The organism is Paraburkholderia sp. BR14312, from assembly GCF_040948675.1.
GTDB lineage: Bacteria > Pseudomonadota > Gammaproteobacteria > Burkholderiales > Burkholderiaceae > Paraburkholderia > Paraburkholderia nodosa_A.
In genome coordinates this window covers 400,528-425,490 of the sequence record NZ_JBFPKI010000004.1, presented here as the reverse complement: position 1 = coordinate 425,490, position 24,963 = coordinate 400,528, and the positions used below count along the sequence as shown (strand labels likewise).

General features: G+C 64.5%; 23 protein-coding genes. 7 read left to right on the top strand and 16 right to left on the bottom strand.

Annotated elements, in window-relative coordinates; translation table 11 throughout:
• Nucleotides 1-50: 50 nt before the first annotated feature.
• Entirely contained in the window at nucleotides 51-1,676 is a 1,626-nt protein-coding gene (locus AB3X98_RS14015; protein WP_342945813.1) for an ABC transporter ATP-binding protein, read from the bottom strand.
• Between the two features lie 257 nt (nucleotides 1,677-1,933).
• Here AB3X98_RS14015 and AB3X98_RS14010 point away from each other — a divergent pair, with 257 nt between their 5' ends.
• A complete protein-coding gene (locus tag AB3X98_RS14010) occupies nucleotides 1,934-2,866 on the top strand; it encodes a LysR substrate-binding domain-containing protein (protein WP_069265652.1) in 933 nt (310 codons plus the stop codon).
• 66 nt (nucleotides 2,867-2,932) lie between these two features.
• Here the strand turns inward: AB3X98_RS14010 and AB3X98_RS14005 are convergent, their stop codons facing one another.
• Together AB3X98_RS14005 and AB3X98_RS14000 are read right to left on the bottom strand one after the other, a co-directional pair.
• Nucleotides 2,933-4,342, bottom strand: coding sequence for an 8-oxoguanine deaminase (locus tag AB3X98_RS14005; protein WP_069265651.1), 1,410 nt, complete (start codon nucleotides 4,340-4,342; stop codon nucleotides 2,933-2,935).
• Nucleotides 4,343-4,502: 160 nt separating this feature from the next.
• The gene (locus AB3X98_RS14000) at nucleotides 4,503-4,700 is read right to left on the bottom strand and encodes a hypothetical protein (protein ID WP_368605407.1); all 198 of its coding nucleotides are present in this window, start codon (nucleotides 4,698-4,700) and stop codon (nucleotides 4,503-4,505) included.
• Nucleotides 4,701-4,930: 230 nt separating this feature from the next.
• On the opposite strand from AB3X98_RS14000, the gene uraH reads away from it, so the two are divergent.
• Together uraH and AB3X98_RS13990 are read left to right on the top strand one after the other, a co-directional pair.
• Nucleotides 4,931-5,284, top strand: coding sequence for a hydroxyisourate hydrolase (gene uraH / locus AB3X98_RS13995; RefSeq protein ID WP_368605408.1), 354 nt, complete (start codon nucleotides 4,931-4,933; stop codon nucleotides 5,282-5,284).
• A 216-nt stretch (nucleotides 5,285-5,500) separates the two neighbouring features.
• Nucleotides 5,501-6,694, top strand: a complete 1,194-nt coding sequence (locus AB3X98_RS13990) for a urate hydroxylase PuuD (RefSeq protein WP_069265649.1) — start codon at nucleotides 5,501-5,503, stop codon at nucleotides 6,692-6,694.
• A gap of 363 nt (nucleotides 6,695-7,057) precedes the next feature.
• Here AB3X98_RS13990 and AB3X98_RS13985 read toward each other — a convergent pair whose 3' ends face one another.
• The 12 genes from AB3X98_RS13985 to AB3X98_RS13930 all read right to left on the bottom strand — a co-directional run bounded on the left by AB3X98_RS13985 (nucleotide 7,058) and on the right by AB3X98_RS13930 (nucleotide 19,071).
• Complete coding sequence (locus AB3X98_RS13985) at nucleotides 7,058-7,582, bottom strand: ureidoglycolate lyase (protein WP_069265648.1); 525 nt, start codon at nucleotides 7,580-7,582, stop codon at nucleotides 7,058-7,060.
• 18 nt (nucleotides 7,583-7,600) lie between these two features.
• On the bottom strand, nucleotides 7,601-8,611 hold the full coding sequence (alc, locus tag AB3X98_RS13980; RefSeq protein WP_368605409.1) for an allantoicase: 1,011 nt from the start codon (nucleotides 8,609-8,611) through the stop codon (nucleotides 7,601-7,603).
• Between the two features lie 82 nt (nucleotides 8,612-8,693).
• Complete coding sequence (gene uraD / locus AB3X98_RS13975) at nucleotides 8,694-9,215, bottom strand: 2-oxo-4-hydroxy-4-carboxy-5-ureidoimidazoline decarboxylase (RefSeq protein ID WP_368605410.1); 522 nt, start codon at nucleotides 9,213-9,215, stop codon at nucleotides 8,694-8,696.
• Nucleotides 9,212-10,171 carry an allantoinase PuuE gene (gene puuE, locus AB3X98_RS13970; protein WP_368605411.1) on the bottom strand — a complete coding sequence of 320 codons (960 nt, stop codon included), beginning with the start codon at nucleotides 10,169-10,171 and terminating at the stop codon, nucleotides 9,212-9,214. Before puuE ends, uraD begins: the two co-directional genes overlap by 4 nt.
• 258 nt (nucleotides 10,172-10,429) lie before the next feature.
• Nucleotides 10,430-11,218, bottom strand: coding sequence for an aspartate/glutamate racemase family protein (locus tag AB3X98_RS13965; protein ID WP_368605412.1), 789 nt, complete (start codon nucleotides 11,216-11,218; stop codon nucleotides 10,430-10,432).
• A gap of 37 nt (nucleotides 11,219-11,255) precedes the next feature.
• Nucleotides 11,256-12,770 (bottom strand): NCS1 family nucleobase:cation symporter-1, encoded by a 1,515-nt coding sequence (locus AB3X98_RS13960; protein ID WP_368605413.1) that lies wholly within the window; start codon nucleotides 12,768-12,770, stop codon nucleotides 11,256-11,258.
• A 299-nt stretch (nucleotides 12,771-13,069) separates the two neighbouring features.
• Entirely contained in the window at nucleotides 13,070-13,792 is a 723-nt protein-coding gene (locus AB3X98_RS13955; RefSeq protein WP_368605414.1) for a GntR family transcriptional regulator, read from the bottom strand.
• Between the two features lie 310 nt (nucleotides 13,793-14,102).
• Nucleotides 14,103-15,029, bottom strand: a complete 927-nt coding sequence (gene ldcA, locus AB3X98_RS13950; RefSeq protein WP_368605415.1) for a muramoyltetrapeptide carboxypeptidase — start codon at nucleotides 15,027-15,029, stop codon at nucleotides 14,103-14,105.
• Between the two features lie 25 nt (nucleotides 15,030-15,054).
• Nucleotides 15,055-15,648: a tRNA adenosine(34) deaminase TadA gene (gene tadA / locus AB3X98_RS13945; RefSeq protein WP_256094790.1), complete on the bottom strand. Its 594-nt coding sequence runs from the start codon at nucleotides 15,646-15,648 to the stop codon at nucleotides 15,055-15,057.
• Nucleotides 15,649-15,746: 98 nt separating this feature from the next.
• A complete protein-coding gene (locus AB3X98_RS13940) occupies nucleotides 15,747-16,157 on the bottom strand; it encodes a DnaJ family domain-containing protein (RefSeq protein ID WP_069265641.1) in 411 nt (136 codons plus the stop codon).
• Between the two features lie 279 nt (nucleotides 16,158-16,436).
• On the bottom strand, nucleotides 16,437-17,633 hold the full coding sequence (locus AB3X98_RS13935) for an amino acid aminotransferase (protein WP_069265640.1): 1,197 nt from the start codon (nucleotides 17,631-17,633) through the stop codon (nucleotides 16,437-16,439).
• Between the two features lie 43 nt (nucleotides 17,634-17,676).
• A complete protein-coding gene (locus AB3X98_RS13930) occupies nucleotides 17,677-19,071 on the bottom strand; it encodes an amino acid permease (RefSeq protein WP_069265639.1) in 1,395 nt (464 codons plus the stop codon).
• A 254-nt stretch (nucleotides 19,072-19,325) separates the two neighbouring features.
• Here AB3X98_RS13930 and AB3X98_RS13925 point away from each other — a divergent pair, with 254 nt between their 5' ends.
• The 4 genes from AB3X98_RS13925 to AB3X98_RS13910 all read left to right on the top strand — a co-directional run bounded on the left by AB3X98_RS13925 (nucleotide 19,326) and on the right by AB3X98_RS13910 (nucleotide 23,135).
• The gene (locus AB3X98_RS13925; RefSeq protein ID WP_069265638.1) at nucleotides 19,326-19,799 is read left to right on the top strand and encodes an Lrp/AsnC family transcriptional regulator; all 474 of its coding nucleotides are present in this window, start codon (nucleotides 19,326-19,328) and stop codon (nucleotides 19,797-19,799) included.
• A gap of 211 nt (nucleotides 19,800-20,010) precedes the next feature.
• Nucleotides 20,011-20,751: an ATP-binding cassette domain-containing protein gene (locus tag AB3X98_RS13920; RefSeq protein WP_069265637.1), complete on the top strand. Its 741-nt coding sequence runs from the start codon at nucleotides 20,011-20,013 to the stop codon at nucleotides 20,749-20,751.
• A 209-nt stretch (nucleotides 20,752-20,960) separates the two neighbouring features.
• Entirely contained in the window at nucleotides 20,961-21,956 is a 996-nt protein-coding gene (locus tag AB3X98_RS13915) for an ABC transporter permease (protein ID WP_342945823.1), read from the top strand.
• 186 nt (nucleotides 21,957-22,142) lie between these two features.
• The gene (locus AB3X98_RS13910; RefSeq protein WP_368605416.1) at nucleotides 22,143-23,135 is read left to right on the top strand and encodes a sugar-binding protein; all 993 of its coding nucleotides are present in this window, start codon (nucleotides 22,143-22,145) and stop codon (nucleotides 23,133-23,135) included.
• 81 nt (nucleotides 23,136-23,216) lie between these two features.
• On the opposite strand, the gene guaA is transcribed toward AB3X98_RS13910, so the two are convergent.
• Nucleotides 23,217-24,800 carry a glutamine-hydrolyzing GMP synthase gene (gene guaA / locus AB3X98_RS13905; protein ID WP_368605417.1) on the bottom strand — a complete coding sequence of 528 codons (1,584 nt, stop codon included), beginning with the start codon at nucleotides 24,798-24,800 and terminating at the stop codon, nucleotides 23,217-23,219.
• Between the last annotated feature and the right edge of the window lie 163 nt (nucleotides 24,801-24,963).

Below are 24,963 nucleotides of genomic sequence, written 5' to 3'. Positions count from 1 at the left end.
GTCGGTCTCGGGTGATCGATGTGCTTTAGCGCGTTGTTATGTGTCGCAGGTCACGCGTTCGCCACGGTCTGCGCGGGCGGCTCGCCGTTGGGCCGGCCGCCGTCTCCGCGATCCGCGCGCTCGCCGAAGAGCCCCGCCATCCAGCGGCCGATTTCCTCGGCGTTCGTCTCGCCGGTCAAACGCGCGGGCGAAAGGCGTCCGCCAGCGAGCACGGCAATGCGGTCGCAGATGTCGAAAAGCTCTTCCAGTTCTTCCGAGATCACGAGTATCGCCACACCGCGCGCCGAAAGATCGAGCAACTGCTGGCGAATGAATGCGGCCGCGCCCACGTCCACGCCCCAGGTGGGTTGCGCGACCACGAGCACCTTCGGCGCCTGGAGAATCTCGCGCCCCACGATGTACTTCTGCAAGTTGCCGCCCGAGAGGCTTTGCGCGAGCGCATCCGGGCCGCCGCAGCGCACATCGAACGCGCCGATGCAGCGCTCGGCGAACGCGCGCATCGCGCCCGTCCTGAGCCAACCCGAGCGCACCATGCCTTCGCGGTGTGCCGTGAGCAAGGCGTTTTCGGCAAGCGACATGGCCGGGACCGCGCCGCGCCCAAGGCGTTCCTCCGGCACGAAAGCGAAGCCGAGCTTTCGGCGCGCCCCAGCCGAAAGGCGTCCCGAGGCCTTGCCGCAAATCCTGACGGCATCGGCGCTCACCCCGTGACGGGCCGCTTGCGCCTCGCCCGAGAGCGCGGCGAGCAGTTCCGCCTGGCCGTTGCCCGAAACGCCGGCGATACCGAGTATCTCGCCCGCATGCACGCCGAACGAAACGTCGTTGAGCGAGGTGCCGAACGGATCGTCGCTCGGCATCGACAGATGCCGTGCTTCGAGCAGCACGTCGCCGGGCGCGTGTGCGCGCCGCGTGTAGTCGGGCAGTTCGCGCCCGACCATCAGCCGCGCGAGCGACGCATGCGTTTCTTCGCGCGGAATGACGCGGCCCGTGACCTTGCCGCCGCGCAGCACGGTGGCCGTGTCGCAAAGCTCCTGGATTTCGTCGAGCTTGTGGCTGATATAGAGAATGCTGCAGCCTTCGGAAGCGAGACGCCGCAGCGTGCCGAACAACTTGCGCACCGCTTGCGGCGTGAGCACCGAAGTCGGTTCGTCCATGATCAACAAACGCGGATTCTGCAGCAGGCAGCGCACGATCTCCACGCGCTGACGCTCGCCCACCGTGAGGCTATGCACGTGGCGCTGCGGATCGACATCGAGGCCGTATTGCGCCGACACCTCGCGAATGCGTTTGCCGAGCGTTTTCAGGTCGAACGGTTCGTCGAGCGAGAGCGCGATGTTCTCGCCGACGGTAAGCGTTTCGAACAACGAAAAATGCTGGAACACCATGCCGATGCCGAGTTTGCGCGCCGCAGCCGGACTCGCGATTTCGACGGCGTGGCCTTCCCAGCGGATCTCGCCCGCGTCGGGCCGCACCGCGCCGTAGACGATCTTCATGAGCGTGCTCTTGCCCGCGCCGTTCTCGCCGAGCAAGGCGTGGATTTCGCCCGGCGCGACCGAGAGCGTGACATCGTCGTTCGCGCGCACCGCCGGGTACTGCTTCGTGATGCCGGCAAGCGCGAGGCGCGGCACATCGCTGCCGTTTTGCCCAAGCGTTGCCTGACGAGAAGAAGAATCACCCATGGAGGTTCCGCCGTTGTACGTAATTGCTGTTCGTTAACCCGATTGACGCTGGCCGCCGTGCGGGGGTGACGATACCTGTTAGCCCTGCGAAGGTCGAGCCGTCAAAATTCGCTGTTGCCTCGCTGCATGAGGCTGGCCGGCATAACCCCGGCGCGAGCCTCGGGGTAAGCCTCGCTTGACGCCACTTTTTGTCCATATTAAAAACGATATACCCCCAAGCCTCATCGATCAGCCAGAACATATAATTCGGAGAATTCATGAGTCAGCAACGCGAGGCGATCGACACGTACCTCTTGCGCGTCTTGCACACGCTTCTGATGGAGCGCAGCGTGACACGCGCAGCCGTCAAGCTCAATCAGTCCCAGCCCGCAATCAGCGCGGCGCTTCGGCGCCTGCGCGACATCACCGGCGACCCGCTGCTCGTGCGCGGCAAGTCCGGCATGGTGCCGACCGAGTACGGCCTGCGCCTGCTCGAGCCCGTGCAGAACGCACTGCGCGAGATCGAGCGCATCCGCTTCCAGCAGCACAATTTCGATCCGGCCACCTCTATCCGTTGCTATCGGATTGGCTGTCCTGACTATTTGAACGTCCTGTTCGTGCCGACCGTGGTCGAGCGCTTCCGCCTGGCCGCGCCCAACGCCACGCTCGAGTTTCACTCGCTCGGGCCTGCGTTCGACTACGAGCTCGCGCTCGAGGAAGGCAAGCTCGATATCGTCATCGGCAACTGGCCCGAGCCGCCCGAACAACTGCACCTGTCGAACCTGTTCGTCGACCAGATCGTCTGCCTGATGAGCAACTCGCACCCGTTCGCCAAGCGCGGCGGGCTCACGCTCGACCAGTATCTGAACGCGCCGCATCTCGCGCCCACGCCCTACTCCGTGGGCCAGCGCGGCGCCATCGACGTGCACCTCGCGCGCGAGCGCCTCAAGCGCCACGTGGTCGTCACGCTGCCGTACTTCAATCTCGCGCCCTACGTGCTCGTGAAGTCGGACCTGGTCTTCACGACCACGCGCCTGTTCGCCGACCACTATGCGCGCTTCCTGCCGCTCACGGTCGTACCCGCGCCGCTCGACTTCCCGCCGATGCAGTACTACCAGTTGTGGCACGAACGCTGTCATTACTCGGACGAAGTACGCTGGTTACGCAGCCTCATCGCCGAAGCGACGAAGACGCTGATCGACAAGCCTTGAGCAGCACGGCCGCACGCTGCTGCGGCCGCCTGAACTTTCAATACGTCCATGCGTGGCGCGCTTGCCTCAGCGCGCCATCTGCACGAGTTGCGCCGCGAGCCGGTTATGCCGCTCGATGACCGGCCCAAGCTCCACCGTCTGCAACACGCCGTCCTTCACGACCACGCGCCCGCCGATCACGCTCAGCGCGACCTGCGAGGGTGCGCAGAAGACGAGCGCAGCAACAGGATCGTGCAGCGCACCCGCGAAAAGCGGCTGGCGCAGGTCGAACGCCACGAAGTCCGCCGCCATGCCGGGTGCAAGCGCGCCGATGTCGTCGCGGCCCAGCACCTGCGCGCCGCCCAGCGTCGCGATTTCGAGCGCTTCGCGCGCCGTCATGGCATCCGGCCCGAAGCCCACGCGCGCGAGCAGCATGGCCTGCCGCGCCTCGGCCACCATCTGCGCGCCGTCGTTCGACGCCGAACCATCCACGCCGAGCCCGACCGGTACGCCGGCGAGCCGCATCTTCTTCACGGGAGCGATGCCGGAGGCGAGCCGCATGTTCGAGCACGGGCAATGCGCGACGCCGGTGCCGGTCCGGCCGAACAAACCGATGCCATGATCGTCGAGCTGTACGCAGTGCGCATGCCAGACGTCGCGGCCCACCCAGCCCAGGTCCTCCGCATATTCGGCGGGCGTCATACCGAACTTTTCGCGGCTGTAAGCAATGTCGTTGGCGTTCTCGGCGAGATGCGTGTGCATCGACACGCCGTAGTGCCGTGCGAGCACCGCCGATTCGCGCATCAGGTCGCGGCTCACCGAAAACGGCGAGCACGGCGCCACGACGACGCGCAGCATCGCGTACCGGCCCTCGTCGTGATACGTCTCGATGAGGCGCTGCGTGTCGGCGAGAATCGCGTCCTCGCGCTCGACCACGGAATCGGGCGGCAAGCCGCCGTCCTTCTGGCCGACGCTCATGCTGCCGCGACTTGCATGAAAGCGCATGCCGATGCGCTGCGCCGCGCGGATGCTGTCGTCGAGGCTGCTGCCGTTCGGATAGATGTACAGATGATCGCTGGACGTCGTGCAACCCGAGAGCAGCAGCTCCGCCATCGCGGTGAGCGTCGAGACCTCGATCATCTCGGGCGTGAGGTTCGCCCATACCTTGTAGAGGCTGGTGAGCCAGCCGAACAGTTCGGCGTCCTGCGCGGCGGGCACGGCGCGCGTGAGGCTCTGGTACATGTGGTGGTGTGTGTTGACGAGCCCCGGCGTCACGAGGTGGCCGCTGGCGTCGATCACCTCGTCGGCCGTGGCGGGCAGGTCGGCCGTCGGGCCGACCGCGACGATGCGGTTGCCTTCGACGTAGAGCCCGCCGCCGCGAATCTCGCGACGCGCGCCGTCCATCGTCACCAGCATGTCGGCGTTTTTCACCAGCAATGTCTTGCCGGGCTTTTGCGGGTCTTGCGGGTTTTGCCGCTGTGCGAGAGTGGGTTCCATCGTCCTTGTTCGCTCCGTTGTCGTGCCGCCACGAGCCCTGGCTTTTCGTTCGGACTCGCGCACGGCACGTGAACCAGACGCCCTCGCCTCACCCGCCGACCTCGCCGGTCGCCCAGGCGCCCGGTGCCGACGCGTCCCGACGAGGACGCCGCTGGCCCGGTTACCCGGCGTCCACCGCCGTCTTCGGGACGCGCAGCACGCGCTGCGCATGGCCTATACGATCCGCAACCAAAATAGTCGTGGCAATTCGCGCCGCTGCGATACCCAAATTTACGCCACGCATATAAAGGTCGATTTTTGGCGTCGCTACGATGCTAACAAGGGACGCGCGAATCCGGGGCGCAATGAGCGACAGCATCCAGGCAGTCCCAGGGCTCACCCTCATGCGTGTCGCTTTATCTTTCCTATCGCGCGCGCGCGCCGGGTGCGATCGTTCTTAAAATGCGTTCACGGCGCTCGCTTCGATCCGCCGACGGGTATGTAGCCACTGATGTGGAGCCTCGATCCGCCGCAATGCATCATGCATGGGATCGAGAGCTGCCGCTGAAACCTCGCAATCGCACCAGGCACTCACAAGGAAAACTGCGAATGGGCAAGCTGACTACCCACGTGCTCGACACCGCGAACGGCCGTCCCGGCGCGGGCATCAAGGTCGAGCTCTTTGCGCTCTCGGGCGACGCGCGCCGCGCGCTCAAGACCGTGACCACCAATGACGACGGCCGCTGCGACGCGCCGCTGCTCGAGGGCGTTGCGCTCACCAAAGGCGAATACGAACTCGTGTTCCACGCCGGCGACTATTTCGCCGCTCTCGGCACGAAAGTGCCCGAGCCGCGCTTCGTCGACCGCGTGGTGCTGCGCTTCGGCATCGCCGACGCGGGCTCGCACTACCACGTGCCGCTACTCGTTTCGCCGTGGTCGTACAGCACCTATCGGGGCAGCTGAGCATCAATTGGGCGGCCACCGCAACACGAACTCGTAGGGCATTCCGGGCGATCTTCCAGCCCGACTCATCAAGCCCGAGGACATACAAAAAACAATGGCAGCGCGGCAGCGCGCATGGGTCACTCTGCGGCCCCAACGCTACGCGGCGCGCTCATACCCCGCAGTTAGCACGTGCGTTCAGACGCGCGCGCAATGCATCAGGACTGGAGACGTTTCATGGAAGGCTTTATTACCGATTGGCTGAACCTCGCACTGCGCTGGTTCCACGTCATCGCGGCGATCGCCTGGATTGGCGAGTCGTTCTATTTCGTCGCGCTCGACAACAGCCTCAAACCGCCCACGGACCCGAACCAGCGCCGTCGCGGCGTGTTCGGCGAGCTGTGGCACGTGCACGGCGGCGGCTTCTACAACATGCAGAAGTACACCGTGGCGCCGCCCGAAATGCCCGATGACCTTCACTGGTCGAAGTGGCCGTCGTACACCACGTGGCTCTCGGGCGCGTCGCTCTTCACGGTGCTGTATCTCATGGCGCCGAACACGTATCTGATCGACAAGAACGTGCTCGACATGGGTCCTGTCGTCGCGATCTTCTCCGCGCTCGGCTTCCTCGCCGCCGGCTGGATCGTCTATGACTCGCTGTGCCGCGTGCTTGGCACAAAGGACAAGCTGCTGGGCGTATGCGTAGGCCTCTATGTCGTGATCGCCGCCTACCTCGCCTGCCACATCTTCTCGGGCCGTGCCGCGTACCTCATCATGGGCGCGATGCTAGCGACGATCATGTCGGCCAACGTGTTCTTCGTCATCATTCCGGGCCAGCGCAAGATGGTTGCCGCGATGCTCAAGGGCGAAGTGCCGAACCCGATCTACGGCAAGCGCGGCAAGCAGCGCTCGGTGCACAACACGTATTTCACGCTGCCCGTGGTGTTCGCGATGCTGTCGAACCACTACGCCATGACCTACGCCCACGCCTATAACTGGGCCGTGCTCGTGGTGATCATGCTGGCCGGCGCACTGATTCGCCAGTTCTTCGTGATGCGTCACCGTGGCCAGCAGCTCTGGTATCTGCCGATCGGCGGCGTGGCCCTGATGTTCGTCGCGCTGGTGTGGACGCTGCCGCGCCCGGTCGTGCCTCAGGCCGAAGCCGCGAACGCACCGTCGCTGAAGGTTTCCGACATTCAGCCTATCCTGCAGCAACGTTGTGCGGCCTGTCACTCGGCGCACCCGACGTTGATGGGCGCAGCGCCGGCCGGCGTGATGCTCGATACGCCCGACGAGATTTCGCAGAACGCGCAGCGGCTCTATCAGCAGGCTGTGACGCTCAAGGCGATGCCGCTTGGCAACGTCACTCACATGACCGACGACGAGCGGCAGAAGATCGCCACCTGGTTCCAGGGCGGTGCGAAGCAATGATGTAGTTGGCAGCGCGAGTGGTTTGCCTCGCGCTACGTGAGATGTGACTGGAAGGACCCGAGGCGCGACGCGCTTCGGGTCCTTTTGCCTTTGGTACGGTCGTTGCTGAGGGGGTTGCGCGTTGGGCTGCGAACCATTCGGGCTGGCGACGGCAGGCGCATCACGCAGTCGGGCGCCGCTGAGCATACAGAGCGAGTATGCCAACGACCCTCGCCACCTGATCCAATCGACGTATTGAAGCGTCTCACACAGCCATGCATGACTCGCCACGTTTCACCGCGCCTTCATCCGCAAAACGAAAAAAAGCCACGTCTCGGACGTGGCTTTCTCCTGCTGATACGGACTGCCTGGTAATTCCGCGAATTAGCGCATCGCCGCCTTCATCGCTTCTTCCGTCAACCAGAACGACTCAGGCAGATCCTGCTCGTTGAGATTGAGCCCGTCTCCACCGCGGTCGACGACGATGAAATCGCTCACCTCGCCCAACGCAATCAGCGGGTGATGCCAAACGCCCTTCGCATAATTCACGCCCTGCCAGCCGCGCGAAACGAACGCGCGAACCCGGGTGACATCCAGATCGCCCGCCGGTGCGACCACCACGAGATACGGCTTGTCGTTGAGCGGCACGAATGCCTGACTGCCCAGCGGATGCCGTTCGAGCATCTTCACTTCGAACGGCAACTCGCGCGGCTGCCCGCGAAAGAGATTCACGAGCGTGCGGCCGCCCTCGTCGGTCACATCCACTTTCGCGAGATCGTGAAAGCGGATGGTCGTCCCTAGATTGATCGGAATCTGCTTCGCACCCGCGAGTTCGATCACGTCGCCGAAGGGCGCGAACGCCTCGGGCGTGAGCGGCTCGATAGTCAGCGTCGTCCTTGTTTCACTCATGATGGCCTCGTCAGCGTATCAGGCGAGCGTGCCCCAGAGGCGTACACGCGACACGCCGCCGTCCGGGATGATGTTGAAGCGCACGTGCGTAACCGCGCCAAGCGCCGCGAGTTCGCTTTCGTAGTAGTGCTGCTTGTCCATCTGCAGCTTCTGCTCGCCGAGCAGCACCGGCCAGAACATGGCCTGGGTCACGAGCGAGCTGTCCGTGCCGCCCACCACGCGCGCGGCCTGGAACGAGCAGCGATCGGGATAGTTGCCCTTGAAGTGCGCCGTATCGACTTCGATCTTCCTGATGATGCCCGGCTGTGCGAGCGCAATGATCGCCCAGTCGTTGCCCGGCTCCCGGCGGCGGCGCGTTTCCCAGCCGTCGCCCATGTTCACGCCGCGGCCCGGCATGAGCAGCGTAGAGGCCATGCCAAAGTGCTGGTTGTTCGCGCTAACGAGGTACGCACCGTTTTCCATCGCGGCCAGGTCGAACAGTTCGGTACGGCTCGCGCCCGCCCAGTCCACCTGCGGCTGGCCGTACACGCGCAGACGCGCGATGCCGCCATCGGGATAGATATTCACGCGCAGGTGCGTGTACGGCTTGTCGCTCGACACTTCCACGTAATGGTGGCTATTGCCGTTCAACGAGGTCGAAGGAACGATCTCCGTCCATTGTGTCGTGGCCGTGGGTGCGCCATCGGCCACGTACGCGCCCTCCACCGATGCCGCCGGCGGGTAGTTGCCCGTGAAGTGGCTCGTGTCGATATCGAGGCCCTTGATGACGCCGGGGCGTGCGAGCTTCACGATGCACCAGTCATAGCCGCTCGTGCGCTTGCGGCGCGTTTCCCAGCCGTCCATCCACTTGCCGTGTTCGTCGTACTTGCCCGGAATAAAGACGGCCGGCTCCGGATTGAGCATGCGATCCTTCGGCGCGAAGAAGTCGTCGCTCGCCTCGAGCGCCTGCGCGCCCAGGCGCGGGTCCGCGAGATTCACGAAGCGGCGCGTGAAATCGGGGGCGTTGGGATCGAGAGTCGGGAGTGCCATCGTTGTCTTCCTTCTTGTCTTTTCTGTAGATCAAAACGGCGCTGCACCCCTTCCGCGAGAAGCCGGGGGGCGCGTCGCCACGTTACGCGTCGATCAGTTCGTCCAGCCTGAAGCGCGCAATGCGGTAAATCTGGTCGAGGCTCGCGCGCATTTCATCGGCGCGGCTGTTGTTCACGCGCGCCTCGAAATTCGCGATGATGCCGTGGCGGTCATAGCCGCGCACCGCGAGAATGAATGGGAATCCGAACTTCTCGCGATACGCGCCGTTGAGCGCCAGCAGCTTGTCGAACTCTTCCTGCGTGCACTGGTTCAGACCCGCGCCGCTTTGCTCGCGCGTGGATTCGGCGGTCAGCTCGCCACGCACGGCGGCCTTGCCCGCAAGTTCCGGGTGGGCGTTGATGAGCGCGAGCTGCTGCGTCTCGCCCGAGGTTTCCACGGCCTGCGACATGGCGCTATGCAGCGCGTCGATGCTCGCAAACGGGCGTTGCTGCGCGGCCGCAGCGGCGACCCAGGGCGAGTGCTCGAAGATGCCCGAAAGTGCCGCCACGAAGGCGTCGACCGAGGCTTGATTCAGCTGTTCGAGGGTGTAGTGCATTGCCTTCATGCGGCGGCCCCGCGGTGGTCGTTCTGCTGCGGTTGATAGGGATGATGCTCGCGCCAGTGGCGCGCGATGTCCACGCGGCGCGTGACCCACACGCGCTCGTGTTTCTCGATGTGATCGAGAAAGCGCTGCAGCGCGCGAAAACGCCCGGGGCGCCCGAGCAGCCGGCAGTGCATGCCGATCGAGAGCATCTTCGGCGCTTCGTCGCCTTCTTCGTAGAGCACGTCGAATGCGTCGCGCAAATAGGTGAAGAAGTGGTCCGCCGTGTTGAAGCCCTGGGGCGACGCGAAGCGCATGTCGTTGGTGTCGAGCGTGTAAGGCACGATCAGTTGCGGCACCGACGTGCCGCCCGTGACCTCCACGTCCATCCAGAACGGCAGGTCGTCGCCGTAGTAATCGGAGTCGTAGAGGAAGCCGCCATACTCGGCCACGAGGCGATGCGTGTTCGGGCTGTCGCGTCCCGTGTACCAGCCGAGCGGGCGCACACCCGTCACACGCTCGATCGCTTCCATGCCGAGCTTCATATGCTCGGCTTCCTTGGCGGGCGAGACGTCCTGGTAGTGAATCCAGCGATACCCATGGCACGCGATCTCGTGGCCCAACTCGACGAACGCACGCGCGACTTCGGGATGACGCTCGATCGCCATGCCCACACCGAACACGGTGAGCGGCAGGCCGCGCTTTTCGAATTCGCGCAGGATGCGCCACACGCCCGCGCGCGAGCCATATTCGTAGATCGACTCCATGCTCATATGGCGCGCGGGATAGGCCGCGGCGCCCACGATTTCGGAGAGGAACTGCTCGGAGCCGGGGTCGCCGTGCAGCACGCAGTTTTCGCCGCCCTCTTCGTAGTTGAGCACGAACTGCACCGCGACGCGCGCCTGGCCGGGCCAGTTGGCCTGCACCGGATACCGGCCATAACCGATCAGATCGCGGGGATATTGGGGATCGAGTGGCATGCTGGTCGAATCAATCGAATAGAGAGAATGAAACGCAATATCCGCACGACGGCGAGGCACCGTGAAGCGGCCGCTGGCGCTGCATTGCAGGGCCTCGCGGACGGTCCGCGCAACCTGCTCACAGGACCGGACCAGTGTAGCGAAATCACCTGGACGCGCCCATACGCACGCTCAGATAGTACGGGTCAAGCGAGGTGTATGTGGCCGCCCGATACGACGTGATCCGGGTGGCCACCTCCGCTTGCGCGCGCTGCGCGTTTACCCGTAACGCAGCGGCCGCACGGGCGGCGGCGTTTCCGTGGCCGGGGCGGGGTTGGCCGGGCTGAAACGCGCGAATTCGCCGTCATAGCGCTTGGCTAGCGGGCGCGCGAAGTCGCCGCGCTTGGCGGTCGTGAGGCGCAGTGCGACGAGCGCCTCGACCCACTTCACGGCGGCCGTCACGCCGTCGACCACCGGCACGCCGAGCGCGTCTTCCACCTGCGCGCACAGGCTCGTCATGCCCGCGCAACCGAGCACGATCGCGTCCGCACCGTCTTCTTCGAGCGCACGGCGGCACTCGTCGACGATCGCGCGGCGCGCGGCCGACCCCGGTTCATCGAGTTCGAGCACAGCCACGTCGATCGCGCGCACGTTGCGGCAAAAACGCGTCATGCCGTAACGCTCGGCGAGATGCCAGGCCATGGCGCGCGTGCGCGAGAGCGTCGTCACGACCGAGAAGCCCGGCGCGAGCACGCTCGCCGCATGCATCGCGGCTTCCGCGATGCCCACGACGGGCCCGCGCGCCAACTCGCGCGCCGCGTACAAGCCCGGGTCGCCAAAGCACGCGATCACGTAGCCGTCGAAGCCTTCGCGCTCGCCCGCCTCCACTTCGGCGAGCAGGCCAGGGGTGGCGAGCGCCTCGTCGTAATAGCCTTCGATCGACGGCGGGCCCATCGTCGGGCTCACCGCCACCACCTCCGTGCCCGGTGCGATCACGGCGCGCGCGCACTGCTCCATCGCGGCGGTCATACGCTGCGTAGTGTTCGGATTGATCAGTTTGATGCGCATTTCGATTCCTTCGTCGATGCCTGGTTTTACGCGCAGCTCATGCGTTCGCGCGAGCACGTTCGCCCATCGTGAGCGCACGGTAGAACAACGCGCCGAGTGCGGCACCGATGAACCACGAGAAGTTCGCCGCGCCGCCGAGCGAAGGCACCATCACGCAGAGAATCGCGATCACGGCGGCGGGCAGCAAGGCCGACACCGCGCGCCAGTTCACGCCGTTGCGATACCAGTACGCCCCGTTCGGCGACACCGTGTAGAGATCATCCACGGCAAGACGACCGCGCTTCACGAGATAAAAGTCGATGATCAGCACACCATACAAAGGCCCGATGAAGGCGCCGAGTATGTCGAGCGTGTAGTGAATCACGGCCGGGTTGTTGAAGAGATTCCACGGCGTGATGAAGATCGAGGCCACGGCGGCGAGCATGCCACCCGCACGCCAGCTGATGAGCCGCGGCGCGACGTTGGAAAAATCGAACGCGGGCGAAACGAAGTTCGCGACGATGTTGATGCCGATAGTCGCGATCGTGAACGTGAGCGCGCCGAGAATCACCGCGGTCGGATGATCGATGCGGCCGACCGTTTCGACGGGATCGGTAATCAGTTCTCCGAACACAGGCAGCGTTGCCGACGTCGTGATGACCGTGACGAGAGAGAAGGCGAGGAAGTTGACCGGCAGCCCCCAGAAGTTGCCCTTGTGCACGCTCTTGAGCGACTTGCCGTAGCGCGAGAAGTCGCCGAAATTGAGCATCGGCCCCGAGAAATACGACACCACGAGCGAGATCGCCGTGATCATCACGGGAATCACTTCGGTACCGTGATACTTCACGCCGCCGAGATTCAAACCGATGTTGTGCCAACCCGCGCGATACACCATGTAGCCCGCGAGCGCGAACATCACGACATAAACAGCCGGCCCCGCGAAGTCGATGAACTTCTTGATGGTCTCCATGCCGTTCCAGAATACGAGGGCCTGCAGCACCCAGAGCGTCATGAAACCGGCCCAGCCGATCGCGGAAAGCCCGAGCAAGCCGTGCTTGTGCACGTCGGCATAAGGCATGAGTTGCGGTACGAACTTGAGCACGACGATCACGAGCGCGCTCGAAGCGAGATAGGTCTGGATGCCGTACCACGCCACGGCGATGAGGCCGCGAATCACGGCGGGAATGTTGGCGCCGAGCACGCCGAAGGTGCCGCGACATGCCACCGGGTACGGCACGCCGTGACGCTGGCTCGGCCGCGCGATCAAGTTGCAGAGCACATTGACGATGGAGATGCCGACGATCAGCGCGACGAGCACTTGCCAGCTCGTGAGGCCGAGCGCGAAGAGGCTCCCCGCGAACACATAGCCGCCGACGCTATGCACGTCGGACATCCAGAACGCGAAGATGTTGTACGCGCCCCAGGTCTGCTCCTTGAGGGGAGCCAGGTCGTGGTTGTAGAGCCGCTCGCTGTAGCCGGCCGGCAAGCGCAGATTGTCTGCGGACTCGCTGCTTTCGCCAGATTCGAAGTTGGGCACTGCCGGACTGCCAGGTGACGCGCTGAATTGAGCCATGATCCGCTCCTTGGATGGATATGCCGACGGAAAAAAGACGCCTGAACGCCTCGAAACGCGTGCGTACCGCCGCTGGACGCGGCCGCCGCGATATCCCCGAATGGTCTGGCCTTCTCGGGCACTGCGCCGGTCGCCGTCTGGTGGCGCCCTGTAACGCTGTGCCTGTTCTTGCCGTACGCATGCATTGCATGCGCCCCACTCCATCCTTTTCAGCCGCGGCAGCCACCTGTCGAAGCGGGCTGTCGCGCTTTACTGCAATCCTTTACTGCAATCCGTTTTAGTGCCGCTTCGCATGCGTATCAGCGTGCAAGCGTGGTCGCCTCGCGCGCACTGAACACTTCCTGCAAGTCGACCGAGGCGCCTCCCGGCCGGTCGAGCATCCTGAGCTCGACACCCTGTAAATGGCGGACCATGAGCTCGACGGCCGCTTTCTCGTCTCCGGCCTCGAGTGCCGCGAGAATCGCCTCGTGATCGTCGAACGAACACGGACTGCGTCCCGGCGATTCGTAGAGCGCCGAAATCAGCGTGGAGCGCGCCACGAGCCCGTTAAGACAGTCACACAGCACCGTATTGCCGGTGAGCGTGGCCAGCGACGTATGGAACTCGCCCGAAAGCCGGATCCACGTCGGGAAGTCGCGCCCTTCGAAGGCCTTGCGCTCGCGCCGGATCGTCTCGCCGATGGTCTTCAACCGGCGGTTGCCGTGCTGCGCGCTGCAAATGCGCCCCACTACTGCCAGTTCGATGATCCGTCGCATCTCGAACACCTCGTGCACTTCCTGGAGCGACGGGCTTGCGACGAACGCGCCACGATTGGGCTCCAGATCCACGAGGTGGTCCTTCGCGAGCAGCGCGAGCGCCTGGCGGATCGGGCCGCGCTTCACGCCGAATACTTCGCACAACTGTGCTTCGGTCAACTTCGCGCCGGGCGGCAGCCGGTGCTCGAGAATCGCTGCGCGGATTCGCGCGGCGATCGCCTCGGGCTTCATGCCGGTTGCTTCGGCGTCGATATCGGTCTTTCGCATGGCTCGTGTCTCTATGCTGGGTATCCTAGGTTGGACATAAATATTGTCAACAATTATGTTGGCGAACCTGGGGAAGATCCCCACGTGCGCACCGACTGCAACGTGCCTCGTATCGGTGAAAGGCGCTCCACTGCGGGGAATTCAGCACCCGCATGGTGATTTGTTGCCCCAATCCGGGCGTATTTTTTGTCAACAATTTAGAGACGAAGCGTTGGCGTGAACATTGTCAGATGCCGCTTGTGACTGACCGTTAGTTGCATAAGACCCCCTGAAAAAAAGCGCCCGAAAGCGCTTCCATGTCGGTGCGAAATCAACTCAGGTGCGGATACCCGCTCACGGTCAGTTCGAAACCGTGCGCGGTGGTGGTCAACTGCGCAGGTGCGCCCATCGGCAACGTGACCATATCCGGAATATGGCCGAACGGCAGGCCCGTGACCACCGGAATGCCAACCACGGCGCGCACCTGCTCAACCATTTCGCGCAGATCGTAGCCATTGTCGTAATCGAACTGCTTGTGGCCCGTGAAGTCGCCCAGCACCAGGGCTTGCTGGCGAGCAAGGATGCCGGTCAGATGCAACTGATAAATCATGCGCTCGATGCGGAACGGCTGCTCGTTCACGTCTTCGACGAACAGGATGCCGCCCTCGACCGGCGGCAGATAAGGCGTGCCGATCAGCGAAGTCAGCACGGCCAGATTGCCGCCCCAGAGCGTGCCCGAAACACTCGTCGACTGGGCCTGCGGCGCGTTCACCTTGAGCGTGTAGTTCGGTTTCGAGAGCGCGCCCCAGAAGTGATGCATCGTGAAGCTGCTGAGACTCTCGGCGCCGAAGTCGCTGCAGAGCATCGGGCCGCCGAACGTCGTGAGCCCGGCGCGCGCGAGCAGCGCGAGCTGGATGGCGGTGAAATCGCTATGCCCCACGAACGCAATGGGCTGATCCGTCAAACGCCGCTGCAGACCGTCGTAATCGAGACCGTGCAGGATGCGCACCGCGCCATAGCCGCCACGTACGGCGAGTACGATGTCCGGCAGGTCGCGCGATGGGTCGGCGAGGCGATTCAGTTCGGCCGCGCGCTGGCCATCCGTGCCGGCAAAACGCTGATAGCGCCGCTCGGTCGCCTGCACGCCGTTGACGTGATGGCCCTGCGCCCGCAACCGGACAAGCGCTCGGTGCACCGCTTCCGCATCATGCGGATAACCGGACGGAGCCACCAGCTCGATGGTGCGATGAATGGTCATGTCGAATTCGCTTCAACCGTGAGATTCAACCCGCGGGTCCGTCCGGACCGGCTACGCCAGTCCCTCCCTGCGCCTGCTCAGCCTGTTCCCGAGCCTTGCGGCGCGCTTCCCGGCTCGCGCGGCGCCGATCGGCGAAGAACGCGCGCAGCGCCTCGCCGCACTCGTCCGCCAGCACGCCTGCGGACACGCTCGTGTGATGATTGAGCTGCTCGTTGGCGAAGGCGTCGACCACGCTGCCGCACGCGCCGGTTTTCGGATCATGTGCGCCGAACACCACACGTGCGATGCGCGCGTGCATGATCGCGCCGGCACACATCAGGCACGGTTCAAGGGTCACATAGAGTTCGCAGCCCGGCAAGCGGTAGTTACCCAGCGCGTGCGCGCCCGCGCGCAAGGCCGCCATTTCGGCGTGCGCGGAGGGATCGTGCGCGCCGATCGGGTGGTTGAAGCCCGAGGCGATCACTTCGTCGCCACGCACGAGCACCGCGCCCACGGGCACTTCGCCGGCGGCGCGCGCCTCTTCGGCGGCGGCCTGTGCGAGGCGCATGAAATGCCGGTCGCGCTCGGAGACGGGATTGAGCTGGACGTCGGATTGAGGCGCGGGTGTGGACGCCGTCACGAGCGGATCGGCGGGAACCGATCCAGCGGGCGAAGTGACCACCGGGTGCGCCTCTTCGCGTTCGCCGCCGGGGGCGTCTGGCTGGACGGGACTGCCCGTCACGCCGCCCCCGCCGGGAGCCCCGGGAGGCCGGGCTCGCCCGCTGCGCGTTCGGACAAACGCTCCGCGATGCGGCGGCGATATTCGTGCGGCACGACCATCGGTCCGCCGCGCAACGATTCGAGCGCCATGTCGAGCGCCAGCATGCGCGCGCGCAGACGACACTGCACGGCCTTGTCGCCCACCGTGGCGAGCTCGTCCTCGAGGTCGCGCAAGGCCCGCAGCTGTTCGACTGCGGGCGGCACGAAGCCCGCGTTCTTCAGGATGCGGTGGGCTATGCGCACTTCTTCGGGCACGAGCAGGTCGTCGTCGAGCGTCTGCGGCGCACCGGCGCCGGGCAGGTCGTCGAAGTCACCGCGCGCGGCCGCGGCGGCAATCCGTTGTTCGACGAGGGCATCAAGCAATTTCATCAGCAATCCACTACGTTGCGGCTCACGCATTCTATCAGGGTGAGACCTGGAAGACCGTGCGCGGCCGGCATGTGTGCCATCTACCCCCTGCAGCTTGACAGACCGACGGTTTGATGCGAATGAAAAGACGCGGGCGACGCAATCTGGAATCGCCTGATGGCAGCCGGCTGAGGCAGCCGTTCCAAGGGCTGGATGCAAAAACGCCGCTGGAGCGTCCGGCACATACCGGCACGCCAGCGGCGCAAAAAAGATATCGGGGCATTCCGCCCCGCCCTGCCCTTAATCCTTCATCACCTTGCCGACCGCGTCGACCACCACGCTCACGTTCTTCTCGTTCAGGCCTGCCACGCACATACGGCCCGAGCGCAGGATGTACACGGCGAATTCTTCTTTCAGGCGCTCGACCTGCTTCTCGCTCAAGCCCGTGTACGTGAACATGCCGCGCTGCTTCACGTAGCGAGCGAGCGCCGCTTCGCTCGCATGCGAGCGCAGGCCGTCGTGGATCGCCACGCGCATGCGCGCAATGCGCTCGCACATCGCCGCCAGCTCCTGCTCCCACGACGCCTTCAGCTCCGGCGTGCCCAGCACGCGCGTGACGATCTTCGCGCCGTGCGTCGGCGGATTGCTGTAGTTCGCGCGCACCGAGCCCGTGAGCTGGCCGAGCACGCGGTCGGCGGCCGCCGCGTCTTCGCAGATCACGTGCAGCCCGCCGCAACGCTCGCCGTAAAGCGAGAAGTTCTTCGAGAACGAATTCGCCACGAGCGCCGGCACGCCACGGCGCGCAAGCTCGCGCACGGCGAACGCGTCGTCCTCGAGGCCCGCGCCGAAGCCCTGATACGCCATATCGACGAACGGCAGCAGGTCGCGCTTTTGCAGCACGTCGATCACTTGCTCCCATTGCGCGCGATCCAGGTCGACGCCCGTCGGGTTATGGCAGCACGCGTGCAGCAGCACGACGCTCTTCGCCGGCAGCGCGTCGATGGCCGAGAGCATCGCCTCGAACTTCAGGCCGCCCGTCACCTCGTCGTAGTACGGGTACGTGTTCACCGTGAAGCCCGCGCGCTCGAAGATGAAACGGTGGTTCTCCCACGTCGGATCGCTCACCCACACCTGGCTGGTCGCAAAGTAGCGCTTGATGAAATCGGCGCCCACCTTGAGCGCGCCCGAGCCGCCCAGCGTCTGCACGGTCGCGATGCGGCCGGCCGCGCGCGACGGGCAGTCGGCGCCGAACACCAGTGCCTGCACAGCGTCGCGATACTGCGCGAAACCGGCCATCGGCAGATACGGCTTCGGACCCGGCTCCTCGAGAATCGCCGCCTCGGCCGCGTGAACGGCCTTCATGACGGGCAGACGGCCTTCGTCATCGAAGTAGATGCCAATGCTCAGATTGACCTTGTTCTGACGCGGGTCCTTCTGGAAATTCTCGTTGAGCGAGAGGATCGGGTCGCCGGGATAGGCATCGATGTGTTCGAACATGCTGTTTAACTCTCTGGACGAAATTCGGGACGAATATCAGCGCTTACGGAGCCGGCACGCCGCGTTGCAGCGCCGGCACCGACTTGCGGCACCACAGGCGGTAGGCGAGCCCAAGCACGCCCAGCCAGACCGGAATCAGGTACACGGAAATGCGCAGATCCGGGATCAGATACATTACAACGAGAATGCCGCCGAGGAACGCGAGACACACGTAATTCGTCAGCGGATAACCGAGGCTGCGGAACGTGGTCGTCTGACCGGTACGCGCCTTCTCGCGGCGGAACTTCAGGTGAATCAGGCTGATCATCGCCCAGTTGATGATGAGCGCGGACACGACGAGCCCCATCAGCAGTTCGAACGCCTTGCCCGGCATGAAGTAGTTGATGATCACGCAGGCGGCCGTGACGAACGCCGACACGCCGAGCGCCGCCAGCGGAATGCCGCGCCGGCTCACCTTGAGCAGCGCCTTCGGCGCATTGCCTTGCTGCGCGAGACCGTAGAGCATGCGGCTGTTGCAGTACACGCCGCTGTTGTAGACCGAGAGCGCCGCCGTCAGCACGACGAGGTTCAGCACGTTGGCCACGAGGTCGCTGTTCATCGCGTGGAAGATCAGCACGAAGGGGCTGCCGCCGGCCACGACCTTTTGCCAGGGGTAGAGCGAGAGCAGCACGCCGAGCGCGCCGATGTAGAAAATCAGGATGCGGTAGATCACCTGATTCGTCGCGCGCGGAATGCTGTGCGAGGGATCATCGGCCTCTGCCGCGGTGATGCCGACCAGCTCCAGCCCGCCGAACGAGAACATCACGACCGCCATGGCCATGACGAGACCCGAGACGCCGTGCGGGAAGAAACCGCCGTTGCGCCAGAGGTTCGACACGCTTGCCTCGGGACCGGCCGAGCCCGAGAACAGCAGCCAGCCGCCGAAGGCGATCATGCCGACGATCGCGAGCACCTTGATGATGGCGAACCAGAACTCGAGTTCGCCATACGACTTGACGCTCGTGAGGTTGATGCCGTTGATCACGACGAAGAACACCAGCGCCGAGACCCACGTGGGCAGCGTCGGCCACCAGTAATGCATGTAGATGCCGACCGCCGAAAGCTCGGCCATGCTCACGAGCACGTAGAGCACCCAGTAGTTCCAGCCGGAGAGAAAGCCCGCGAACGGGCCGAAATACTTGTCTGCGAAATAGCTGAACGAACCGGCGACGGGCTCGTCCACGACCATCTCGCCCAGTTGCCGCATGATGAAGAACGCAATGATGCCGGCGACGCCGTAGCCGAGCAGCACCGAGGGGCCGGCGGTCTGAATCGTCTGCGCAATGCCGAGGAACAGGCCCGTGCCGATCGCCCCGCCCAGCGCAATGAGCTGGATGTGGCGATTCTTGAGGCCGCGTTTTAGCTGGCCGCGATTTTCACGCGTGTCGTTTGAAACCATGTCTCGTCCTGTCTCCGACTTATGTGCGCAGGGCCGAAGCATCCGGGTAGGACGCCGGCTCCGCTCCACGAAATAAAATTGCGCACACAACCTTCTGCATCGGCGCGCTGCCGGGCTTGGTGGTATTGGCCGCCAGCCCGATCGGGTGCGCCCAGTGTATAGTTGACGCGGAAAAATATGATTTCATCTCGTACGCAGGCAAACCCTGATTGATACAATTCCCTCTCGCCTCAAACCCATCTCACGCAAGATAAATGCAAAATCTCGCGCTCGATACGATCGACATGCGGCTTCTCGCCGCACTGCAGGAGCGCGGACGCGCTTCGAACCTCGAACTCGCGGCCGCGATCAAGCTCTCGCCCGCGCAGACACTCAGGCGTCACCGGCGGCTCGAGGAGCTCGGCGTGATCCGGCGCTACGAGACGCGCCTCGACGCGCAGGCGCTCGGCTTCGGCGTGGTCGCCTTCATTCAGGTAACGATGGAGCGCGGGCACATGCGCGAGCTCGTCAAGTTCAAGGAACTCGTCGCGACGTTGCCGCAGGTGCAGGAGTGCTACTCCGTGACTGGCGATATCGACTACGTTCTGAAGGTGGTGGCGCGCGATCTCAAGGCGCTTTCCGAGTTCCTGCTCGATACGCTGATGCGCGCGCCCGGCGTGAACAGCGTGCAGTCGATCGTCTGCCTCGATGAACTCAAGGGGACGAGCGCGATGCCGCTGGAAGCCTGAGACAAGCGCGCGCCAGGTCCGTCTGGCGGGGGTTTTCGGCGAAAACGCAATTTTATCTCATCAGCGGCCTGCTCGCGGCGTCGCAAGAGCGCCTGATGAAATAGTCTTGCTAAAAGCCCCATCGTGCTCTAAAAAACATGCTAATTAGCCTGTCTCCTGGCCACCCTGGACACGGCGACGGGCGGCTTCACAAGCGCGAGCGCGACAGTCCATGAGTCTTCTTGAGCTCAGAGGCGTTTCCAGGCACTTCGGCGCCATCCAGGCGCTGACCGACGTGACGTTGAGCCTGGAACCCGGCCAGGTGGTCGGACTCATGGGCGACAACGGGGCCGGAAAATCGACTCTGGTGAAGGTCATCGCCGGCAACTTCCCGCCCTCTCACGGCGAAGTCCTCATCGACGGCAAGCCCGTTCATTTCAGCCGCCCCGTGGATGCCCGCGCCAAGGGCATCGAGGTCGTGTATCAGGACCTCGCGCTCTGCGACAACCTCACCGCGGCGGCCAACGTCTTTCTCGGGCGCGAGCCGCGCCTCGGCATATGGCCCTTTCGCGTACTCGATCACGCGGCCATGTACCGGCGCGCTGCCGAGCTGTTCAAGGAACTGAAGTCCGAAACGCGCCCGCGCGATCTCGTCCGGCAGATGTCGGGCGGCCAGCGCCAGGCCGTGGCGATTGCGCGCACGCGACTGTCCGAGGCGCGGCTCGTGCTCATGGACGAACCCACCGCCGCGATCAGCGTGCGGCAGGTCGCGCAGGTGCTCGACCTCATCAAACGCCTGTCCGAACACGGCATTGCCGTCATTCTCATCAGTCACCGCATGCCTGACGTTTTCGAAGTCGCCCACCGCGTGGTCGTCATGCGGCGCGGGCGCAAGGTTGCGGACAAGCAGACCGAAGCCTCTTCGCCGGAGGAAGTCACCGGCCTGATCACCGGAGCCATCGCCGCCGCCTGAAGCGGCCCGCGCGCGATTGTGTTGCATGGGGCCGCACTAAGCGCTGAAGCGCTAAGTGCGCGCCGACCGCTTTGCATGGGGCCGCACTAAGCGCTGAAGCGCTAAGTGCGTGCCGACCGCTTTGCATGGGGCCGCACTAAGCGCTGAAGCGCTAAGTGCGGCCGACAGGAGACCCGGAATTGAACGATGCGCCGCAAAGGCCGAATCCGATGCCGACACTGCTTGACGATCCCCAATCCGCGAAGACCCACACCCGCTGGAGCGGACTGCTCGCGAGCCAGGTGTTCTGGGTGGTGCTCGCGACGCTCGCAGCCTGCCTCCTGCTCTCGTTCGTCACCTCGACGTTCGCCACGCAGCAAAACCTCTTCAACGTCACGCGCAACTTCGCCTTTGTCGCCATCGTCGCGCTGGGGATGATGGCCATCATCATTACAGGCGGGATCGACATTTCGGTCGGCTCGACGATCGGCCTGAGCGGCATCGTGCTTTCCGTCACGATGAACGCGGGCTACCCGATCTGGGCCGGCATCGGCCTCGGCCTGCTCACCGCGGGAGTGGTCGGCCTCGTGAACGGCCTGCTCATCGCCTATCTCAACATGCAGCCGTTCGTCGTGACGCTCGGCATGCTGAGCGTGGGCCGCAGCCTCGCGCTCGTGATCTCCGGAAGCCGGACTATCTTCGAATTCGGACCCGACGGGCACAAGTTACTCCTGCTCGGCGGCGGCAAAACGCTCGGCGTGGCCAATCCCGTGTGGTTTCTGATCGTCCTCGGCCTGCTGTTCTGGTTCGCCTTCGCCTTCACGCGCTGGGGCCGCTATGTTTTCGCGGTCGGCGGCAACCGTCATGCGGCCAATCTCACAGGCGTGCCGGTACGGCGCGTCATCTGCTCGGTCTATGTGCTGGGCGGCCTGATGGCAGGCGTCGCCGCCATTCTCGAAGTCGGCTGGCTCGGCGCGGTGACCACAGGCCTCGGCACCGGCGACGAACTACGCGTGATCGCCGCCACCGTGATCGGCGGCACCAATCTCGCGGGCGGCGTGGGCAGCGCGTTCGGCACGATCGTCGGCGCCGCGCTCATCGAAGTGATCCGCAACAGCCTGATCCTGCTCGGCGTCGATTCGTTCTGGCAGGGTACCGTCGTGGGCGGCTTCATCATCATCGCCGTGCTGTTCAACCGGCTGGGCGGCGAGCGGCAAAACGACTGAACGGAATTCAGGGAGGCGCGGCCGGACTGCACGCGGAACCGCCGGCCGTCAGCCATCACAAGAAGCGCGACTCGTTGCGCGCGGTTCCGCAGAAAGCCCAAGGCACGGGCGCGGGCTTTCCCTTCCGATGACGAAAACTGTACGAGACACGCGCGCCGTACAACCGGCGCCGAACAGGAGGAAACCATGAAGAAAGCGTGGAAGTATCTCGCTGCGATCGGAGGGCTCGCGATGCTGGCCTCTTCCGCCTACGCAGCCGACAAGACCCTCGCGCTGGTCGTGAAGGGCCTCGACAATCCGTACTTCGACCTCATGCACCAGGGCTGCGACCGGGCCAACAAGGAGCTCAGCAAACAGGGCTATAACTGCTACTACACGGGCCCCGCGACAGCGGCGGATGAAAGCGCCGAAGTGCAGATCGTCGACGACCTGCTGACCAAGGGCGTCGCGGCGATTGCCATTTCGCCGTCGAACGCGCCGGCCATTGCCGAGGTGATCCGCCGCCGCAACGCCAAGATCCCGATCATCACCGCGGACGCCGATCTGCTGCCGAAGGACCAGTCTTTGCGCAAGGCGTATGTGGGCACCGACAACTACGAGCTGGGCGTGAAGCTCGGCGAGCAACTGAAGTCGCTGATGCCCAAGGGCGGCAACATCTGCCTCGTGATGGGCAACCCCGCGGCCGAGAACATCAACCAGCGCGCCCAGGGCACACGCGACGTGCTCTCGGGCAAGAAAGGCATCAAGAAGCTGGCGGGCGAAAACAACTGGCACGAGATCAGCGCCTGCCCGCTCTACGTGAACGACGATGCCGCGAAAGCGAATCAGATGATGCAGGACACGCTCACCGCGAACGCCAGCACGCTCCAGGCGTTCGTGTTCGAGGGCGGCTGGCCGCTCTTCGCACCCGAGGCGTATTCGCAGGTCGTCGCGCCGATCATGGACAAGATCAACAGCGGCCAGTTCGTGATCGTTTCAGCCGATACGCTCGGGCCGGAGCTGCAGGCCCTCAAGGACCACAAGGTCAATGCGCTGGTCGGGCAGCGGCCTGAGGAAATGGGCTATCAGGCGGCGATGGTGATGCGCGACCTCGCCGAAGGAAAGACGGTGAAGCCGATCGTTCACACGGGTCTCGACGTTTGCACCTGGAAGAACGCGGATACGTGCCTGAAGCATTGAGCGCCGGAAGCAAAAAACCCGCGCCGGCACAACGTGCCGAACGCGGGTTCTTTGCTTCGCCTGCAGGCTAGCGGGAGAACGTCACTCCCACTCGATCGTCGCGGGCGGCTTGCCCGAGATGTCGTACACCACACGGTTGATGCCGCGCACTTCATTGATGATGCGGTTCGACACGTGGCCCAGCAACTCGTGCGGCAGGTGCGCCCAGTGCGCCGTCATGAAGTCGAGCGTCTGCACCGCGCGCAGCGCAACGACATACTCGTACGTGCGGCCATCGCCCATCACGCCCACGCTCTTCACCGGCAGAAACACGGCGAACGCCTGGCTCGTGAGCTCGTACCACGACTTGCCGGTTTCCCTGTCGATCGTGTTACGCAGCGTCTCGATGAAGATCGCATCCGCGCGGCGCAGCAGATCCGCAAAATCGCGCTTCACTTCGCCGAGAATACGCACGCCGAGGCCAGGGCCCGGGAACGGATGGCGATAGACCATTTCGTGCGGCAGGCCGAGCTTCACACCCAGTTCGCGCACTTCGTCCTTGAAGAGTTCACGCAGCGGTTCGAGCAGCTTGAGGTTGAGCGTTTCCGGCAGGCCGCCCACGTTGTGGTGGCTCTTGATCGTGTGCGCGGCCTTCTTGCCCTTGCCGGCCGACTCGATGACGTCCGGATAGATCGTGCCTTGCGCGAGCCATTTGGCGTCGGTGAGCTTGCCAGCTTCCGTCTGGAACACTTCGACGAACTCCGCGCCGATGATCTTGCGCTTCGCTTCCGGATCGGTCACGCCGGCGAGCTTCGACATGAACGCTTCGCTCGCGTCGACATGGATCACCTTCACGCCGAGGTTGTCGGCGAACATCGACATCACCTGCTCGGCTTCGTTCAGACGCAGCAGGCCGTGATCGACGAACACGCAGGTCAGCTGGTCGCCAATCGCACGATGCAGCAGCGCCGCCGCGACCGACGAATCCACGCCGCCCGAGAGGCCGAGAATCACGTGCTCGTTGCCCACCTGCCTGCGGATCGTCTCGACGGCTTCGTCGATGTAGTGGCCCATCTCCCAGTCGGCCTTCGCGCCGCAGATGCCGAGCACGAAGCGCTCGAGCATCGCGCGGCCCTGCACCGTGTGCGTGACTTCCGGGTGCCATTGCAGGCCGTAGAAGTGGCGCGCTTCATCGGCCATGGCCGCGATCGGGCACGATTCCGTCGACGCCATCAGCTGAAAGCCTGCCGGCATTTCCGTGACCTTGTCGCCGTGGCTCATCCACACCTTGAGCATGCCGTGGCCTTCGCTCGTGCGGAAGTCTTCGATGCCCTCGAGGAAGCTCGTGTGGTTGCGCGCGCGCACTTCGGCGTAGCCGAATTCGCGCAGGTGGCCGCCGTCGACCTTGCCACCGAGCTGTTCGGCCATTGTCTGCATGCCGTAGCAAATGCCGAGAACCGGCACGCCCAGTTCGAACACAGCTTGCGGCGCGCGCGGCGTGTCGGTGTCGGTGACCGAGTTCGGGCCGCCGGAGAGGATGATGCCCTTTGGCGCGAATTCGCGGACGAATGCGTCATCCACATCGTACGGATGGATTTCCGAATAAACGTGGGCTTCGCGCACGCGGCGCGCGATGAGCTGGGTGACTTGCGAGCCGAAGTCGAGGATCAGGATTTTGTCGTGCATGGCTGCGGACGAGACCTAAAAAAGAACGGATACGGAAAGCCGCGCGACACTTCAAATGCGCGCAGCGTGAATTCATCAGGACCCAAGCGCCGCGCTACGGCGGCACCGGGTGGCGCAAGCTCGGGTGTGCTTCGGGCGCACTGCGTCTGCTGTTTGGGAGGCC